Below are 18843 nucleotides of genomic sequence, written 5' to 3'. Positions count from 1 at the left end.
CGCAAGCTCGAATAGTAACACCGGAACAAGCTGGTAATACACGCATCCCTGTACTGACCACTGACCTCGAGGACGGGATTCGCGGACACGCTATTCGGTAAGTACGTGTGCGAACTGAACGAAAAGCGCATTCACTCACATAATCAAAACATCTTTTCGGGGTAGTTGGGAGTGAACTTTATACGCATCGATGTCTGTGTCTTGTCCATGGACTACGAGGGGAGTGACGAAACCAGAGAGAATGGGAAACCTCAGAGCGAGGGAATAATGCTAGTAGAGGAGGTTTCGGTAGATGAAATCCTTGAATTGCTCTCCCACCAACGTCGTCGTGCAGTTCTTGATTTCCTTCTTACGCATGACCGGCCATTAACGCTCAATGACCTGCGTAACGAGGTTGTCGAAGAGGAGCAAAACACAGACATAACCGAAATCCCTAGTCAACAGGTAAAACAGACCCATATATCATTACATCACGTTCACATTCCAAAATTGGAGGATAAAGGAGTCGTCAATTATGACCCGAACCGGAATATCGTTGAACCGACAGAGAAACTTACTCAACTGGAACCGTTCCTCAACCAACTATAAATCACTTGGAGATACTGCCGATTGCGTGTTCTCCATCGGGCTGAAATATCGGGAGCGATGGTCTCAGACACTCGTCCCTCGTTCGTCAAAATTCACCGAGAAGGGCGCCTTCGGGACTGAACGCCCATCGGGTACGATTATGGAGAATTCTAATCACTAGGTTGTTCGTTGGTCAATTGCAGAGCGAATGCACCGGCATGATTACCCAGAGGGATGAACGCCTCCACGTTCAGCAAAAGCTCTATTCATAATTTCTCTTATATTTAGTGGGAGGATGTATCGGGGACGTGGTTCAGCAAGCATAACCGAGTGGCGCCATTTTTAACGAGTGATGAAGCCCTTGACCGGCATTTTGTCAATTATCGGCGGGCGACGTGCCATCTTGGGTCTCGGGAGTGCATATATCATACTGAGTGTCATATGGCCGTTCGCGAGTATCCCGAGACCGACACCACTTGAGGAGGAACTGATTATTTCTGTTCTGATCGGTGGTACTGGAATCACTCTCTTCTATTGGAGCTATCGCCTGCCGCAGACTGAGATCCGACCCGAATTCTTCGATACCGTCGCCATCTGGTGTTTCCGTGCAATAGGTGTGATGGTTAGCATCCTCGTCGTTATCGCACTCGTTGCCGAGTTGAACGATCCAGCCCACAACTTTCTCATCCTGCCGGCGCTTGCTGCCGTCGCCGGCACTGGCGCAGGTAGGCATGATGCACGGGCCAAAACGCGGACGTTTACCCTCAAACAACGGAACCGGGAGCTACAGGAAACGCAAGCGGAACTCGAAGAGACCGTCGCCCGACTCGAGGAATCCGAGCAACGATACCGGACGCTCGCGGAGAACTTTCCAAACGGCGGGGTCGCTCTCTTGGACGACGAGTTACGCCATACAATCGTCGGCGGTCAGGGCTTTGAATCAGTCGATTTTGTCGCCGCAGATCTCCAAGGAGAAGAGGTTCAAGAAGTGTATTCAGGCGAAATCCTAGAAACTATCGAATCGCACTATCGCACAACACTCGCCGGCGAGCCGACCTCATTCGAGGTGACGATGCAAGGACGCGTGTTCGAGTTCCGTACGCACCCGCTGACCGATGACGACGGCGACGTGTATGCCATCTTAGCGATGTCCCAAGACATCACGGAACGCAAACAGTACGAGGAGAAACTCGAACAGTTAGTCGCCGATCTTGAGGAATCAAACGAACGCTTAGAGCAATTTGCCTATGCCGCCTCCCACGATCTACAAGAACCACTTCGGATGGTTTCTACCTACCTCCAGCTCATCGAACGCCGATACGGAGATGAACTCGACGAGGAGGGCGAGGAATTCTTCGAGTACGCCGTGGACGGAGCCGAGCGCATGCGTTCAATGATCGACGGGCTGCTCCAGTATTCCCGGATCGAGACGATGGGCAACGAGTTTGAGCCAGTCGATCTTGATGTCGTTTTCGACGACGTCTGTGAGGACTTACGGGTAACAATCGAAGAAAGCGGGGCTGAAATAACCACAGATCGGCTTCCTCGTGTGGAAGGGGATGAAAACCAGTTGCGCCAACTGTTCCAGAATCTGCTGTCTAACGCGATCAAATACAGTGGTGAGGAGCCACCGAAGATACACGTCACCGCCGAACAGAATGGTGAAGAGTGGATAGTCTCTGTTATTGACCAAGGAATTGGAATCGATTCTGACAATCAAGAACAGATATTCGAGGTCTTTGAGGGATTGCACGGCGACGGGGACTATGTAGGCACGGGAATTGGCCTCGCAGTCTGCGAACGTATCGTCGAACGTCACGAGGGGGAAATATGGGTCGAGTCCGAACCCGGTGAAGGATCGACGTTTTCGTTCACTCTTCCAGCAGTGGCTGGTTCAGGTGCGTAGATTATCTGTACCGGAATCACAGAACGATTCCCATGACGTTCCGTTTTCCTCCTCTGGACTGATCTATCTGTTCACTACACTGCATACTGATCAGCTGCCGTCAGTAGCTTCGTCAAAATCTTCTTCGTCTACTCGGGAGAACGATGTCCCGCCACATCTGCAACCATTTCGAGAACCAATCGGGACTATTTCTCCATCGTCAGTAATCATGGCCGCATATGCGTTTCCACACCGGTCGCAGACCACGAGAAAATCTCGATCTTCCCCCATACGTTAAGAGTTTCCAACTTCGTCAGATTACTTAAACTTTACAGGGAGCTAAACCAGTTCTGATTGAACACACCAGCTCCTGTACTGAACGACAACTACGTGTGCGAACTGAACGAACAGCGGAGTCACCCACATAATCAAAACATATTTTCAAATCGTATTGGCGAGAACTTTATACCCACTGGTGCCTGTGTCTTGTCCACGGGATACAATGAGTGAGCAAACCAGCGGGAGTGGAGAAACTCCAAAAGAAGAAATAGCCATACCAGTAGAGGATACTTCGGTAGACGGAGTCCTTGAATTGCTCTCTCACCACCGCCGTCGTGCAATTCTTGACCTGCTTCTCACTCATGACCGACCACTAACTCTTACTGATATCCGTAACGAGGTTGTCGAAAAGGAACAGGGCACAGAAATAACTGAAATCCCCAGTAAACAGGTGCAGCAGGTTCATATATCATTGCACCACGTTCACATTCCAAAATTGGAGGAGAAAGGAGTCATCAATTATGATTCAAGTCGGAACCTCGTTGAACCGACTGAGGAGATTGGCCAACTGGAACCATTCCTCGCTCAGCTATAAGCGACCACCAGTTTGTTGCTGTCAACTGTATCTCGTAATTGCCCCTGGCCTCGGAGGAACTTGACTCGGTTGACAAAGGTATCCTGTATCTCTTGCAGGAAGATGCTCGGAATAACACGACGAACGCCATTGGGGAACAGGTCGGCGTCTCGTCCAGCACGGTCGCCAATCGTATCACCAAGCTCGAAGAGAACGGCGAAATCATACGGGCACCCCGCTGATCTCCTCTACTCAACCCGAGGCTCGAGCCCGCGGCGACGACGTGGTGGCCCGCCCCATCAAGCGACATTTGTGCTATTTTGCGACGGCGTAACCCGGAGCGATGGGGACGCAATAGCGTGGTACTCTTTGTAGCAATGTGGTCAAAATCACCGACTGTATCATCGTAGTATGAGCGTGTAGTTTGTCACTGTGAAAGTGAGAGAAGATTGCTACGCTCTCAACGAAGGGTGTCAGAGAAAAAATCCAGCGCCAAGACCTCTGACCGGTTCGATACTGACGAGGTAACAGTCACTCTGGGCGCTGCTGGCGTCGTGATTTGGGTTCGTTCTGTATATTCTCTAGCCTCTGTACCATGCCCGAGTTTAAGGGCCTTCGTAAGTAAATAGCGCCAATGGATCGAACAACAAAACAGACCCACGAGCCTGAAGTATCTGGCCTCGAATCTACTCAAGAGGCCCTTCGTCACGATGATGATTTTCGCGGAGTAGTCGAACCTATCCACGACCATGAAGCTGCAAACGACCATTTTGCACTCATCTACGAGAACCGCGAAGACCAGTTTGCGACAGCCATCCCCTTTGTACGTCAGGGGTTAGAACGGGGCGAGCGAGTCCAATACATCGCTGACGAGAACTCACGAGAAGTTGTGTTAGAGGCGATGAACGCTCACGGTATTGATGTGGATAGCGCCCTCAAATCAGGAGCACTGTCGATCCATACCAAACACGACATCTATCTCCGCGGTGGGACGTTCGATCGCGAGGGGGTGCTTGAATTTCTACACGATACGATCGACGATGCGACCGAGGAGTACGAAGCGTTACGGGTCGTCGGCGAGATGACTTGGGCCCTCGGGGATGAACCCGATACCGAAGCTCTCATCGAATACGAGAGCTTATCGAATAATGTCTTTGACAGTAGGGACTTCATCGGGCTCTGTCAGTACAATCGCAATCGGTTCCCATCGGAGGTCATCCGGGAGATTATCAGTACACATCCGCATCTGATCTCCGACCACGATATCTTTCAGAACAATTACTATATACCCCCGGAGGAGTTCCTCGGCCCAGAGAACCCAGATCAGGAAATTGACCAAATCATGGGGTCACTACGGAAGCAGACCGAAGCGAGATCGGAATTACAAGAGCACAAACGGTACCTCCGCGAATTCTCCGAGCTAACCGAAAATAATGATTTGCCGTTTGAGGAGACAGTAGAGAAGTTGTTGGAACTCGGGTGTGACTATTTCAATCTCAAGGGCGGTAGCCTCTCGTATCTCCCGTCGTGGGATGACGATTTTCGGACAGAGGTTATGGTGGGCCCCGAGATGCCCGATGAAACAGGCGTTCTCGAAATACAACCTGGTGAAGACTGTTTTTGCCGACAGGCTATCACCCAAACTGAACTCACTGCCGTGCCCGATACTGTCGGGGAGGAATGGGACTCCGACCCAGTGTTTCAGGAACTCGGCGTCAGGACATATTTCGGTCTCAGGGTGACCACTGACGGTGATCCATACGGCACGCTCTGGTTCTACGATACGTCGCCGCGCAAGGAGTCGTTCACCGACGACGAGCGGACATTTCTGGAACTGATGGGGAAGTGGGTGAGCAACGAACTAGAACGTACCGAACGCGACCGCGCTCAGCGCGCCCTCTACGAAATAACCTCTGCCCGAGACCTTACTCTCGAAGACAAGATTGGGAAACTTCTTGACATAGGGTGTGACCGGTTCGGTTTGGACATGGGATTCCTCCTCAAGGAAGAAGGGGAGAAATTCCGAGTTATCCGCACCCACGGCACCGATCTAGAGGAGGGTAGTACAATGTTTTCTCCGAAACCCGACCAGTACTGTAATAAGACGATCTCGCTGGACGTTCCAGTCGGAGTCGAGGACGCTGAAGCAAATGGTTGGGACGGTGACCCACTCTACCAGGAGTATGGCCTCGGCTGCTATCTCGGGACAAGGGTGACCGATAGCAATGGCGTCTTCGGCTCAGTCTGTTTCGCCGATAGTTCCGCTCGCGAGCGGAAGTTCACCGACGACGAGTACACCTTCCTCGACCTGATGAGTCAGTGGTTGAGCTACGAACTCGAACGGGAACACCGTGAGGAACAGCTGACGGGCCTCAACGAGATAAGTCGCGACCTCATGAATACGGAAACGTGGGCTGACATCGCCCAGAAAGTCATAGACCGTTCGGAGTCAGCATTTGATCTCCCGGTAACTGCCATTATGCAATACGATGAATCTGGGTGCCTCTCACTAGCGACACAGACATCTGATGCAGAAACTGCCCTGCCATCGGAAATACTGGGAGAATCTCAAGAGGGAGCCGTCTGGGAGGCATTCGTTACGAACGAGATGCAGATCATCGAGGGAGGAACAGAGCACGACTCGTTGAACAAAATCGTTATCGTACCACTGAGGAATCAGGGCGTATTACTTACTGCCACGACGGGATCGAGCGAGTTTGCTGAGTCTGAGGTCGAGTTCATCAAGACGATGACGGCAACTGTCGAGGCCGCGTTCACTCGTGCTGACCGTGAACGAGAATTAGATGAGCAGAATGCAGAGCTACACCGCCTTAGCCAGATCAATGCGATCATCCGTGGGATCGGTCAGACGTTAGTGCAAGCCGAGACGCGGGCTGAAATCGACCGGGCTGTCTGTGACCAGTTTGCGGACTCCGACCTGTTTGAGTTCGCATGGATCGGAGAACACGATGCTGGTACCGACACGATTACGCCCAGTGAATGGGCTGGGGTCGAACCGGACTACTTGGACAGTCTCACAATTACCAGTAACGATGCACCTACAGGACAGGGCCCCATCGGGACGGCAGTGAAAACTCGTGATGTCCAAGTCGTCGATGACATCATCTTGGACTCTCAGTTTGATCCATGGCGCGATCAGACACTCGAGCAAGGTGTTCGAGCGTGTAGTGCCGTTCCGTTGACCTACGAGGACTCGTTATACGGCGTCTTAGCAGTCTACGCAGACCACCAACAGAGTCGCGAACGCGATATTGAATTACTGGAAGAACTCGGTGAGACGATCGCCTATTCGATCAATACCGTCGAGTCTACGGAGACCCGCCAGACGGACAGCGTGGTCGAACTGACGCTTCAGATTTCAGAGCCCGGCACGACGCTCGCAACGCTCGCACAAAACGTCGGCACTCAGATCAGTTTTGAGGGATTGGTTCCCGCAGAAGACGATTCAGCACATGTGTTTCTCACAGTTAACGGTGCTTCGGCTGAGGCGGTCGATACAGTTGCAAACGATCGTGCTGCCATCGAGGAGGTCGAACAGATCACTGAGAGTGACGATTCACTCTTACTCAGGGCGACCGTGTCCGGTTCCACACTCGTGCCAACCCTCACTGGGCAGGGAGTCGCAATACACACTCTCACATTCGATGGAGACCGTGCAACAGCTGTCGTAGATCTTCCGTCGAGTACCGATGTCCGCCCATTCCTCGAGAGCCTTCGCGACACCTATCCGGCGGTCGAACTCACCTCTCGTCGCTCGTGTAACAGACCGCTCAAATCAGTTCGGGACATCCAGACGGCAATCAAAGAACCGCTCACCGACCGCCAGACGGAAGTTCTCAAGATGGCCTATCTGAGCGGGTTTTTCGAGTCACCCCGGTTGAGCACTGGGCAGGACATCGCTGATTCACTCGGTATTTCCCCGCCGACTTTCACGCAACATCTCCGTGCTGGCCAACGGAAGGTGTTCTCCTTGGCTTTCGACGAGGAATAACTGTATCCCCGGGGTTTGTTATTTAGGTATATCTCTCGCAGGGTTTTTCGTTATTGCGGTACAACGCATTAGCGGTTCAACCCCCTCTATAGGGTGATGAGTGAGAACGAGTGTAACGAGGACGCGTCAACCGACTTGAAGAGTTTTCTCCGACAAGACCGAGCCGGGTACGATCCGAAAACTGAGTCTTACTACGCCCAATACGATGTGGAAAATTCCGAGACGCTAGTCACCACTGTCGTTCGATCAGTTGCAGCTATTACAGGTAAAACCCCGGTAGAGTTAGATCCGCTGTACACAACTATCGATCCCGATGCATTGAAACAAGTACTCGACAACTCAAGGAGCGACTCCACCAAGCAAGGGAGTGTGTCCATCACATTTGATTTTGCGTCCTGTGAGATAACGATCTCCTGTGACGGCACGATGCGTATCGAACCGCCAGATGACGCACCACCCCACAGAAAGTAGATCTCCGACTCCCTGTAGGAAATAACTAGCGGAATTTTCCGGAGGTACGGATAACGGACTGACAAGATTGTTTTTGATTACCGACTCCCACGCTGCTTGGTGTTCAGTTTAATAACTCTCATTACACAATTTCGTGTACTTTACCGGTATCCAAGTAACCCCTTTGTAGCAGTCGGGTCGAAATCACCACTCTGAAATCACCGACCCCGGAGTGGTGTGTGAGCTGAGGCGATCCCGACGCGTCTTTTGGATGCAATTCCGCGTATTTAAGCCAGCATTCTACTCCGTTGAGTAGCGACGCTAGCCGTCAAGCGAGCGCTGGAAGGCGCGGTATGCACTCCAGAGGCGTGCAGGTGTCTCGGTCGGTGTGATGGTTTTCCTATCTCGGTCGTAGTCAACGATGGTTTCTTCGAGAGTCGTCATGTGCTGCTGACAAAGGGCGATATAGACGCGTTCTCTTTGTTTCGAACTGAGTTCCTGAACTGCGCACTCGTTTTGCTTGGCTGTGACGTGCTCGGCCAGGTCAGAGACGGTTACTGTGCTGTCCGGTGGGTGGTCGGACAGATACTCGATTGCCCACCTGCGCCAGTCAGACGACAAAATGGTCAGCATGTCACTGTGATCGATGTCCGTGACGTGTGACTGTGAGGTGTAAGTGTGACGTACGCGTGTGATTGTGGTTTTGATGCGACGAAATGGATTGCGTAGAGATTGCATTCTCATAGTGTGTTCATCCCGGGAACAGTCGCCCCGACGCACCTGACCCCATATTGTCGGGGCGACCGCTCCCGTTCGGCTAGTACTCCTTAGAGAGCTAGGATAAAGGCAAAGACCAGTTCACCTGCTCTCCAGCTTTATATGGGGTGTCATAGGATTGTTTGCACATTCACATCGTAAGGAATTAAACTGTTCAGTTCAGGGTGTTGAATTAGCAGACGGAGCACTCGAAGAGCGGGTCTCTGGGCGCCAGTCCAGGGCTTCCAGCCATAGTTATATGGTATCACGCAACATACTTATTTATCCAAGCTATCGGAAAAGCTCGCTAGCCGCACGGCCACGTAACTCATTCAATGACACATAGTATCTGCACATCGGAAGCGGGTGGGGGATTGCCCTATTTCCAGCGCCTGTGGCGAACGCTGTTGGCCCCCAATATCGAACCAAGAACCAAACTCGAACAACTGTTCGAACAGGAAACCGACAAATTCGAGCTGAATTGCGCGTTTCTGTCGCATATCGATCTAGAAAACGAGACAGAATCTTTCGAAATCGTACATGGTTCCCACGGGAATCTAAAACCGGATACCACCGTTCCACTCTCCAAAACCTACTGTCGGAAAACCATCGCAGACCCGGAAGGGACAATGGCCGTCAGTGATGCCCTCGCTGAAGGGTGGGAAGATGATCCAGCATATGTAACACTCGAGTTCGGGAGTTACCTCGGGACGACGGTCTTGGTTGACAACGACCTCTATGGAACGCTCTGTTTTGCGGACACTGCCGCCCGCGATGAACCATTCATCGACAAAGAGAAAATCCTTGTCGAGATGTACGGCCAGTGGGTAGAGTACATATTGTCCCTCCGGGATGAGCCGCTGATTCGGGAGACGCGTACCGATACTATCGAGGGACGCGCCGTTTCTTTGGAAGTCATCGACTTGATGATGGACGCACTCACAAGTCGCACAAGACGCGTTATTCTCATGACGTTGTTAGGAGACACCACCGAGACCAGTATCGTCACCATCGAACGACGGCTAAACCACGAGAACGACCGAATACGGCTGCACCATACGCATTTACCCAAATTAGCCAACGCCGGATACATCAGGTGGGACAATAAGACGGAGATCATCTCCAAGGGGCCGAAGTTCTCCGAGGTGGAACCACTTGTTCGACTGCTGAAAGAGTATAATACTTCATTCCCCGAGTAGACGTTATGCGTTGACCCTTCTATCAGTTCTGACGAAGCTTTTGTTGGTCAGTAAGTATATGTATTGACCTATCAGAGGATTCCACTATTGTTGTTTTAAAGAGCTATAGTCAATTGACTATATGTAATATTTTTCTATAGGGCGGGTGTCGGGTGGCGTAACATGCCTGAATCGGCCTCTTCAAGTGATATTTCGAGCCATCCTGAGCTCATTCAGGTTGTAATTGAAAACTCACCAGAAGCTGATGAATGTGTATTATTTCCAGAGAATGCAACAGACGACGAGCTACAGACGAAGTGGATTCTTGCTAGGGAAGGTTCGTATATCCATCCAAAAGATGCTCAGTAGTCCACCTGTATTTACCGCAGTTTCGAGCCGAGACCCGCCACGCGAACATCGACGTCTGTCTACCCGGTAACTTGGAGGGGCTGTTCGACGTGGATAGTGACGCCTACGCAGTGGCCAAGCTGTACACGTCACACGACACGCTCGAGGGCGTGCAGTTCCGGACTCAGACCGAAATCGAGAACCAAGAAGACATGGCCATCGCTGTGCGAGAACTCGCCGACAAGTTCTACAACGAATTCTCAGACGATCTCGACATTGAGTCTCGAGAAGAGTCCAGTCCCGGACTCTCAATCCCTGACGACTGGCCCGAGGAAGCGAACACCGAACACTCGACGAATTCTGATCAGTTGTGACGTTCGCTGAAGAACTCTTTCTGGTGCTCAGCGCATAGCCATTCCTCGCCTGGCCCAGCTACTGCGTCGCGGTCACACCCCTCTCTTTCACACGTCTTCCCTTCCGGTGGCGATTTTGCACCTCTGTCACCCATTTCGGCTGACTCTTCGATGATTTTCCGAGCTTCCTCGTCAACATCAAAATCTCCATCGTCGGGATGGTTCTTCACCATCGCCGTGCCGACCGCATCAAGCACTTCGTCAGCGCTCATCTCAGCGAGCTCTTCTTTGGAGATTCCTTCTTCGTCTAGGGCATTCAGGACTTCTTCGCGTTTTGCGACGATATAATCGTCGTCAAGAATCGGGTCGTCAGTCATGGTGTGTGTTTTGTGGGGTTGCTTCAAGATGGTATCGACCAGGAAGACGTGGTAGAAATTCGTATCTGTCTGAGCCGGTTCACGAAGTGTTCAGATAATAGTGTTTGAGAGTGGTTTCAGCGTTGAAGAGACCGGTTCCCGTTAGTTCATCTCGTCCACTGCCGGTTAATCTGTAGTTCGATACAGTGTCTCGGGCATTGGGTTTCTCCACGATGTTCGCGTCGATGAGCTGTTGCAGATGTTCCTGAATCTCTTCTCGTTCCAGACTGGGGTTCATCTCGTCGAGTTCGAGCAGGGATGGTGACTCGTTCGGGTGGGCGACAATTCCTTGGAGAATTGTGAACTGTGTTTTCGGGATCTGGGCCATGTGCTATTGTTGGTGTGTTCGGGGTTAGTTCTTCTCGTGGTTACTTGAGAACCGGGTAGTACTCTGGTATTCCAACTCTCCAGACTGGATTCATAAGTGGGTTAGGCTGTGTGTTGCTCGACGAGTTCTTCTGGGTTCAGCCGGTCTGTGCTCCAAGTTACTTCAGTTGAGTATTCGACGTTGAAGGGATGCTGGTAGCCGCGGACGTGGTCGCCGACAACAGGGTGCACTGCGGATGCTGCGTCACGGAAGAGGTCTTTCTCAACACGATCGAGTTCTGGCGCGCCGTGGTACTCGATCGTGGTGGTAGGTGCGGTGAAGTGCATCCGGTTTTCGCCTCCGATCACTGCCAGGTTGCCATTGATGATCCCGTCACGCCACCAATCGCTGATGGCCATCTGTCGGTTTTCGATTGCAGTAATGGCTTGATCGGTGTTTGCTGTCCAGTGTTCGGCGTTTTCGAGGATTTCTCGGGCAGCATTGAGGTCAAGTTCTTCGTGTTCGACCGATGGGTTCCCGGCGGTGATGTAGTGGATTGTGCGTTCTGGGCCTTGCTGGTTCGTATGTGTCTCGATGAGTAGCCATACTTCGTGTTTGCGGTGCAGGTTGTAAGTGATAGGGAGACTGTTGCGTCCCCAATTGGCGACTCGAGTGTTACGATCGATGCCGATGGCATCGAGTGCATCTTCGCTGATTTTGACTTTGTCACCCGTTCGCTTGCAGTCATCCAGTGTTTCGATTGCTTCTTCTGCTATGGAGCGTGGATTTGTTTTGGACATATTATTTATGTATATATGATCACGTTGTGTTAAGTCTGTGGGGAAAAGAAAGATGATTTGCCTATATGTGTTCTTGCCAATGGTGGGGTCTGGGTGAAATGCCCACCAGTCACTGATAAACCTCTGGGAACACCTAACCCACTCACACTGAGGGGTGTCGGCGAAGGCAGGAAGACGTTGCAGATCCGATTCTAATGCGGTGAAAGGTGGGGTGATTGTACTCATAATCCAAGGCCGGTGTCTCTATGTGTCGATATCTCCCTATTTACAGAAAAGACGACAGTTCTGGAGAGGTCGTGCTCGCGTCGGCTAGCGCAGGCGTCCTCTTCGAACCAACTTGTGTGTAGGACTTATCGTGTCTTGAGCACAGATACGGACTCCTCACTGGGCACTTTTTCGATGGAGTTAACGAGGACATCTACGGCCCCAGAGTCATCCATACTCCCGGGGAGAACAGATGTCGCTCCCTGATTCTGGTACGGCTTCTGTGGACTTCCAGAACCAGCGTCTGACGCAGCTTTAAACCTATAGCACTCACTATATGAATTACTACAGTGAATCCTATAGGTGGCCTTGAATGACTACACGAATCGCCAGCTTCCTCGATAAAGGAGGGACAGGCAAAACCACCAGTATCGCACACCTCGGCGTCGCACTCACCCAACAGGGCCACGATGTCCTGCTAATCGATCTCGCTGGCAAGCAGGGCGACCTCGCCAAAGCATTCGACGTCTGGAGCGACGTCCAGGACGCCATTGAGGCCGACGAAGCGTGGCCCAACATTAGCACTGTCTTCGACGACGCTTGGCCGACCATCGCGGGGAAGCTTGGCGACGACGCCGTCCACGACCTCGTCTACGAGACCGACGAAGACGTCGATCTCATCCCCGCCCACCCGGGCCTCGATACGCTGGACTCCGAGCTGGGAAATATCGATGATGCTGGCGAACGCTACGCGCGCCTGGAGGCGTTCCTCGATGACTATGTGGAGGGTCTCCCCTACGACATTGTTCTCATCGATCTTCCCGGGATGTCGAACAACGTCACCTACAATGGTCTCTGGGCAGCCCGGCGTGTCCTCGCTCCGGTTGAGATGGGGCCGTTTGAAGCCGAGCAGGCTGGCGCACTCCGCGAAGACCTTGAGAAGATTCGGTCGAGCTTCGGGATCGACGTCGAACTCGTGATGGTACTTCCAAACAAGGTTGACGACCGCACCAACCTCGCCACCGAGTACTTGGAGGCGTTCCACGAGGAATACCCCGACACAATTGCACCTGAGTACGTCCCGTACTCACAGGACATCCGTAACGCCACCCAGCAGGGTATGACTGCCTTCGAGCTGGAGAATCCGAGCACGACTGCACAGCGCGCGCGTGAGGCGTTCCTCGCTGACGCAGAGGCACTCATCGAACGCGTGGAGGACTAACCATGGACGAAGACCTCGAACAACTACGCGAACAGACCAGTTCTGGCGACCGCCTCGACGAAGCGAGTAGTAAACAGGAACAGCACGAACTCCAGGAAGCAATCCTCGATGAACTGGAGGTGATTGACGCTGGTGGGAAACAGAAGACAGTGAGTGTGTGGGACGGGCCGATGGCTGCGCTACTCGGTGCGCTTGAAGCCCACGAGGATGATTTGGTTGAGACGGGTGAACAGTTGCGTGACGCACTGGGAATCGAGGACGAGAGTGAGCCCGACCGGAGCGAGGTGCTCCGGCTGGCCCTTCGCCTCGGCTTCGAGACCGCGGCACCTGACAAACTCGATGCCACCCGCGGTGCGGTCGAAGAACACGCCAGTCAGCGACTATAGCAATTCCTATAGGGTTTCCCATAGGGCATTTGCTCTGGTTCATGCAGGGTGAATCTACCTATTCCCAGTTTGGGTGTCTCGACAGGTTTTCTGTGGCTGTGGTCGGTGCCTGTGGCCCGCGACCTCTAACTGTGTTATGGGGCCGTTTACTGTTCATGAGGTCAGCAGTCCCTGTTTAGATGTTGTTCTCGCTGAGTGCCGAAATTACTGTTTCAAGATTCCCGCTTTCTGGACTTTGATATCCGATTGGAAGCTATGCTCCCGAGCGCGATCCAAAACAAGATCGACAACATCTACAGACTCCCAAGAACTCTCGTCGAAACCTTGGACGGAAATCAAGGGTCTTTCTGGATGAGCACTTGCAGCAATGCCTGCGTAGCCGTGAACTGTGTACTCTTCACTCCGTAATCGGGTGGCGAGTTTGTGCCCCGCCTTGTGTCCACAAGCCTCACAACCTGACTTTGCTAGATTCGTGACAACACCTTTCTTGCGAAGGTCTGCGAATATGTCGTGCACCTGAATGGGATAATCAGTCGCTGGACGTATATCGCGCCCGTCGCAGTCCATGTCCTCAACAGCATTGATTGCGAACTCGGGACGACGATGACTCAGGTCAATCCCTTCGTTCAATCCGTCCAGAGCTGGTTCAGGAAATCCTGGCACCGGTTCTAGGTTCCGTGAAGTGCCACTTTCTTGAATCAAACGGTCATGGTATGTCCGAACGAGATCATCAAGCAGTTGATCGTGGTGTTCTTCTTTGACAACTTGGCAGACGATGGGGTGCAGCGCGAGCGTATCGTCTTCGCGTACACGCAGATAGTCTGCCACGAGTACTGGATCAACATCAAAACGATTTTGCAGTTCCAAGCTATTCATATTCGCTCGATCGAAGAGCCTGCCAGCTTCCGCAGAATGAACCCCTGAGAGAGAATCAATATTCGTCTCGATGTGGTGGTTGATTGCTGTACGGTTTTGAGACGGCAGTAGTGGCTCTGCGTTCGGTGGAAGAGTCAGTTGGCCTTTCGACATATGGGAATAAGGTCATTTGTCACTTATAAGGCTCTGGGGTTGGATCGAGAATACAGCAGGCAGTAGTTTGCTTCAACCGGGATGTTTCTGTGTTCACGGGGTGGGTGGACGTAATCGAGTTCCCCTGTTAAATTTTCACCGACAACATCATACGTGAACTGCACTACTACCAGTACCACATCAAGAATAATGGTGAGTCTTGGGCACTAACTAGAGGAACTTGAATGGTTCAATCCGCCCGGAACTATACCCATTTTGGTGTGAATCCTCCTTTTCGGGGTTTTTGTTGGCGCCACTTGCCGGTGGTGAAACCGGTTCTGGTAATATTGCGGCGTGCGCGATGGAGTCCATTGTGAAGGATTCGGAGGGAAGTCTCGATACTCGTATTAGGATTCCTGCACATTGTTAACTTGTGTCATTACAAACCCTTTTAAGTCGCTGAGGGTCAAGTCAGGTTGGAAAGCAGAACGCGCCTTCCATTCGTGACTGAATATGCCCGCCCTCTACCTTTGAAACCCCGGGTATGAGCGTGGAAGGTTCTCTGGCAGTCGATAATACCAAACAGTCTAAGCTAATGACAACAGAATCAGCCCCAAACGAGAACGTTTTGACCGTTCTTAATGAACTCGACGAATGGACGTTTAGTGACACAGAACTGACTTACCACAGTGGTGACTATATGCGCGTGAATATCGACCTGAGCAAGTTGGATAGTGCTGCAATTGCCGGACTCATTGAATGGCATATTGACCAAGGCTGGAGTCTTGAAGACCTCGAAGTAACAAACCGTAGTGCAGAGATGTCCGGCCTGGCCGACGACGTCCAATAGCACGTCGCCCAATATACGTTTTCAAAGGTAGATTCGCCATTCAGGACAACTCCCGCAAGTAGCATCGCTGCTGTGTTGTAGAAGGCAGGAAGTCGTTGCAAAGTCGAGCCTTTCCCTCCCGAAGGTGGGGTAAATGTCGTCAGGAACCGAAGTAAACAACAGTTCATATCTCTGCTGCGGTTCGGCCACGAAATACGTTCGTGGGAACGACTTATACGGAAGTCACCGGAATGGTGAATCATCAATGAAAGCGGATACCCTCGATTTGAAGGATATTTTTCGAAAGGACACTCGGTACGTCGTTCCTCGGTTTCAACGTCCCTACGTATGGAAGGAGGAAGAACACTGGCAGCCTCTTTGGGGGGATCTCCAGCTCGTTGTGGACGAACTGATGGATCGGCAAGCAGGGGCAAATACCAGTATTGAACGCCAAGAAGCCCAACAAAACACATCTCCACACTTCTTGGGAGCAATCGTTCTCGACCAGCAATCGACACCAACACAAAAACTAGAGACGCGAGAGATCATCGACGGTCAACAGCGGCTTATAACGCTCCAAGTGCTCCTGTCTGCGGTACACTCCGTAGCGACTGATCTCGATCATAAGGAGCCCGCATCCCTGGTGGAGAAGCTGATGTTTAACGATAAGGATCTGACCTCCACCGAGACAGACCGGCTGAAAGTATGGCCAATCGAAGCTGATCAGGATGCGTTCATTGACGTGATGACGTTCTCAGACCCGGAGTCGGATCATACGGAGCTTGATGATGACGAAAACCTGGAAGAATGTTTCCAGTACTTCAGTGATGAGATTCGAGAGTGGGCGGAATCAGGTGATGAATCCACCGAAGAACATCTTGATGCACTCGTCACGACGATGTGGCACCTTCTCCGTGTCGTCGTAATTGATCTTGAATCAAGCGACGACGCGCAAGTGATTTTCGAGACGCTGAATGCGCGTGGGACACCGTTGCTCGCCGCAGATCTGATTAAGAACTACCTCTTTCGAGAGGCGACCCTCCAACACAACGATCCCGGCGAACTGCACGACAAGTACTGGAAGCAGTTCGACGAGGACGAATGGCGGGTAGATGTCTCTCAGGGCCGCTTGGATCGTCCAAGGATAGATGTGTTCATCATGCACTGGCTCACGATGCAGATGAGCCAGCAAGTACGTGCAAAGAAGCTATTCCCAGCGTTTCGGAAGTACTTGGACAGGTCTGAACAGTCCGTTGAGGAGATTGTAAAGGACATTGACTACTACGCATCCATTTACGAAACTATCTCTGAACCGGATCGGGGCTCACGAGAAGGAATCTTCTTCCGCCGATTGGACGTGCTGGATACGACGACACCATACCCGGTTCTCCTCTGGATTTTCGGTGAAGAAAGCGTCCCAAAGCCCCAACGAGTGAAAGCCATTGAAGCTATCGAGAGTTGGTTGATGCGTCGGATGCTGTCACGATTGACCTCAAAGAACTACAATAAAATCTTCATCGAGCTTCTAGACGAACTCAAAACGAGCGACGATGGTCGTGTCGGAGATACTGTCGTCGAGTTCTTCCGCAGCAAAGAGGGCGAAAGCGATTATTGGCCCAGCGATGAGAAGTTGACTGATTCGATGGTGAATCTGGAGTACTGGGCAGTCATCAATCAGCGACGGCTTAAGATGGTGTTCGCAGCTATTGAACGGGAGTTACGTGACACTGGATACAGCGAGACGCTAGAGTTTACGCAGGACTTGGAAATTGAGCATATCCTCCCTCAGAAGTGGTCTGCACATTGGTCGCTCCCCGGTGAACGGCCTGCTGAAGTAGAACGTATGGAGCGTGACGATGCGAAGGATAGGGTAGGGAATCTCACAATCCTCACTGATAAGCTGAATCCGTCGATATCCAATGCAGCATGGGATGATAAGCGCGATGCGATTCAAGATCACACAGTTCTACGTTTGAATAAGCACCTTGTCACAAGTTGGCCAGACGAATGGAACGAGGAAACAATAGCAGAGCGTGGGGAGTGGCTTTCGGAACGAGCGAGCGAAGTCTGGCCGGAGCCAGATGTCGATTACTGGGATAAGTAAGCCAGAATCAAATCTCTCTACCTGCCTTGTTGCTGTTTGGAGCGGTGAGAGGGTTGTCACTCCATCTGATAAGGTAACCAATCCGATTTATTACCGTGTACGGTCGAGTCTCTCTGTGGAGACGCTATACGAGGATCTCGAGGAGGATTCCCAACACGAAATTGATGTTCGTGTTCGTGATTGCTCTCTCGCAGAAAAGGAGAATCGCGCTTTTGAGTTGAGCTTGGAGGATTCCAATGGAACGCGATTCCCGTTCGTTGTTTGGGAGAAATCAGAGGAGGGCAGGAGCTTTGATTGGGAGATTGGTTGCTGGTATCGATTAAGTGGTGTTTCAGTAAATTCGTGGCCTTCTGGAAAAGTCCTTCACGGCACCTCTTCTCTCAAAATCGAAAAGCTTGGCACATTTCAAAGCGAAAACTCATCTGACATACTATTTCTGACCGACAGTCACCTAGGAAAGACAACCCACAGCTATGGTGGACTGTCTTGGTCAGTGAACCCGGAAGAGGGGCTCCGTGCTGCAATAGAATATGCGATTCACAAAAATGTAGATGCAGTCGTCCATGGAGGAGATCTATTCCACAACCCAGGGAGTGGAATTGAAGAAGAGGATACTGCTGTATGTCGTAGAGTTTTGACCGAGTTAGCAGAACATGGAATTCCGTTCTACTTCGTCTATGGGAACCACGAACGACAAGCTGGCCGACGAATCATGGAACGGTTTACCGATGATGGTCTTGCTGTACATTTGGGCTCTCGTTACGAAGTAATCGGGGACGCAGTAGCATTCTATGGGGTTGATCACCAGTCTGACTGGACTGATTTTGTTCTTGATCTTGAACGTGCACCAGAGAATCTAGCAACGATGCTCTGTCTCCATCAATCGATAGCACCATTTACAGCAAGTGGCAGCCCCGATTGCTCACTAAACGGACTTCTGGACACTTCCAATATTCCACTCGATCTTGTTATCACTGGCCATACTCATTCACGTTCAGAGCATCATCATGGTGAGTCCCGGGGACTATCTGGAGGGGCAACTACACGAGTAGGTGAAACCAAAGATGACCTCCTCCCCAGCATCGAGCTAATCAGTGTACAGGGGAAGAAAGTTTCCTTAAAAAGAGAATTCCTGTAGTCTCGACTCTTTTGAAATCCTATTCTC

Annotated in this window: 19 protein-coding genes; 14 read left to right on the top strand and 5 right to left on the bottom strand. The window is 51.7% G+C overall.

The features are described 5' to 3' along the window. Window positions 1-207 precede the first annotated feature (207 nt). From J1N60_RS13690 to J1N60_RS13665, 6 genes are all read left to right on the top strand, one after another. Window positions 208-588 (top strand): DUF7344 domain-containing protein, encoded by a 381-nt coding sequence (locus tag J1N60_RS13690; protein WP_312908275.1) that lies wholly within the window; start codon window positions 208-210, stop codon window positions 586-588. Between the two features lie 331 nt (window positions 589-919). Then, window positions 920-2473 (top strand): ATP-binding protein, encoded by a 1554-nt coding sequence (locus J1N60_RS13685; RefSeq protein WP_312908273.1) that lies wholly within the window; start codon window positions 920-922, stop codon window positions 2471-2473. A 481-nt stretch (window positions 2474-2954) separates the two neighbouring features. Continuing rightward, on the top strand, window positions 2955-3326 hold the full coding sequence (locus J1N60_RS13680) for a DUF7344 domain-containing protein (RefSeq protein ID WP_312908271.1): 372 nt from the start codon (window positions 2955-2957) through the stop codon (window positions 3324-3326). A 38-nt stretch (window positions 3327-3364) separates the two neighbouring features. Next, complete coding sequence (locus J1N60_RS13675) at window positions 3365-3547, top strand: Lrp/AsnC family transcriptional regulator (protein WP_312908269.1); 183 nt, start codon at window positions 3365-3367, stop codon at window positions 3545-3547. A 392-nt stretch (window positions 3548-3939) separates the two neighbouring features. Next, the gene (locus J1N60_RS13670; RefSeq protein ID WP_312908267.1) at window positions 3940-7317 is read left to right on the top strand and encodes an MEDS domain-containing protein; all 3378 of its coding nucleotides are present in this window, start codon (window positions 3940-3942) and stop codon (window positions 7315-7317) included. 96 nt (window positions 7318-7413) lie between these two features. After that, window positions 7414-7788, top strand: coding sequence for a HalOD1 output domain-containing protein (locus tag J1N60_RS13665; RefSeq protein ID WP_312908265.1), 375 nt, complete (start codon window positions 7414-7416; stop codon window positions 7786-7788). Window positions 7789-8088: 300 nt separating this feature from the next. On the opposite strand, the gene J1N60_RS20665 is transcribed toward J1N60_RS13665, so the two are convergent. Beyond that, window positions 8089-8400: a DUF7344 domain-containing protein gene (locus tag J1N60_RS20665; protein WP_425499293.1), complete on the bottom strand. Its 312-nt coding sequence runs from the start codon at window positions 8398-8400 to the stop codon at window positions 8089-8091. A gap of 458 nt (window positions 8401-8858) precedes the next feature. Here J1N60_RS20665 and J1N60_RS13660 point away from each other — a divergent pair, with 458 nt between their 5' ends. The 3 genes from J1N60_RS13660 (at window position 8859) to J1N60_RS13650 (ending at window position 10423) form a co-directional block, all read left to right on the top strand. Then, complete coding sequence (locus tag J1N60_RS13660) at window positions 8859-9722, top strand: DUF7344 domain-containing protein (RefSeq protein ID WP_312908263.1); 864 nt, start codon at window positions 8859-8861, stop codon at window positions 9720-9722. Between the two features lie 162 nt (window positions 9723-9884). Beyond that, window positions 9885-10070 carry a DUF7511 domain-containing protein gene (locus J1N60_RS13655; RefSeq protein ID WP_312908262.1) on the top strand — a complete coding sequence of 62 codons (186 nt, stop codon included), beginning with the start codon at window positions 9885-9887 and terminating at the stop codon, window positions 10068-10070. Between the two features lie 89 nt (window positions 10071-10159). Beyond that, on the top strand, window positions 10160-10423 hold the full coding sequence (locus tag J1N60_RS13650) for a hypothetical protein (RefSeq protein WP_312908260.1): 264 nt from the start codon (window positions 10160-10162) through the stop codon (window positions 10421-10423). On the opposite strand, the gene J1N60_RS13645 is transcribed toward J1N60_RS13650, so the two are convergent. The 3 genes from J1N60_RS13645 to J1N60_RS13635 form a co-directional block, all read right to left on the bottom strand. After that, window positions 10414-10779, bottom strand: coding sequence for a hypothetical protein (locus J1N60_RS13645; protein WP_312908259.1), 366 nt, complete (start codon window positions 10777-10779; stop codon window positions 10414-10416). The genes J1N60_RS13650 and J1N60_RS13645 overlap by 10 nt on opposite strands. A 79-nt stretch (window positions 10780-10858) precedes the next feature. After that, window positions 10859-11146, bottom strand: coding sequence for a hypothetical protein (locus J1N60_RS13640; RefSeq protein ID WP_226042449.1), 288 nt, complete (start codon window positions 11144-11146; stop codon window positions 10859-10861). A gap of 101 nt (window positions 11147-11247) precedes the next feature. Then, entirely contained in the window at window positions 11248-11925 is a 678-nt protein-coding gene (locus J1N60_RS13635; RefSeq protein ID WP_312908256.1) for a hypothetical protein, read from the bottom strand. A gap of 577 nt (window positions 11926-12502) precedes the next feature. Here J1N60_RS13635 and J1N60_RS13630 point away from each other — a divergent pair. Further along, entirely contained in the window at window positions 12503-13351 is an 849-nt protein-coding gene (locus J1N60_RS13630) for a ParA family protein (RefSeq protein ID WP_226042451.1), read from the top strand. A gap of 2 nt (window positions 13352-13353) precedes the next feature. Then, a complete protein-coding gene (locus tag J1N60_RS13625) occupies window positions 13354-13737 on the top strand; it encodes a DUF8115 family protein (protein ID WP_312908253.1) in 384 nt (127 codons plus the stop codon). A 204-nt stretch (window positions 13738-13941) separates the two neighbouring features. Here J1N60_RS13625 and J1N60_RS13620 read toward each other — a convergent pair whose 3' ends face one another. Continuing rightward, window positions 13942-14766, bottom strand: coding sequence for a hypothetical protein (locus J1N60_RS13620; RefSeq protein WP_312908252.1), 825 nt, complete (start codon window positions 14764-14766; stop codon window positions 13942-13944). 523 nt (window positions 14767-15289) lie between these two features. Between J1N60_RS13620 and J1N60_RS13615 the strand changes: the two genes are divergently transcribed. The 3 genes from J1N60_RS13615 (at window position 15290) to J1N60_RS13605 (ending at window position 18816) form a co-directional block, all read left to right on the top strand. Further along, the gene (locus tag J1N60_RS13615; RefSeq protein ID WP_312908250.1) at window positions 15290-15595 is read left to right on the top strand and encodes a hypothetical protein; all 306 of its coding nucleotides are present in this window, start codon (window positions 15290-15292) and stop codon (window positions 15593-15595) included. Between the two features lie 244 nt (window positions 15596-15839). Beyond that, window positions 15840-17678: a DUF262 domain-containing protein gene (locus J1N60_RS13610; RefSeq protein WP_312908248.1), complete on the top strand. Its 1839-nt coding sequence runs from the start codon at window positions 15840-15842 to the stop codon at window positions 17676-17678. Next, on the top strand, window positions 17656-18816 hold the full coding sequence (locus J1N60_RS13605; RefSeq protein ID WP_312908246.1) for a metallophosphoesterase: 1161 nt from the start codon (window positions 17656-17658) through the stop codon (window positions 18814-18816). Before J1N60_RS13610 ends, J1N60_RS13605 begins: the two co-directional genes overlap by 23 nt. The last annotated feature ends 27 nt before the right edge of the window (window positions 18817-18843 follow it).

Source organism: Natronosalvus caseinilyticus, assembly GCF_017357105.1.
Lineage (GTDB): Archaea > Halobacteriota > Halobacteria > Halobacteriales > Natrialbaceae > Natronosalvus > Natronosalvus caseinilyticus.
This window is presented reverse-complemented; position numbering and strand designations above follow the sequence as displayed.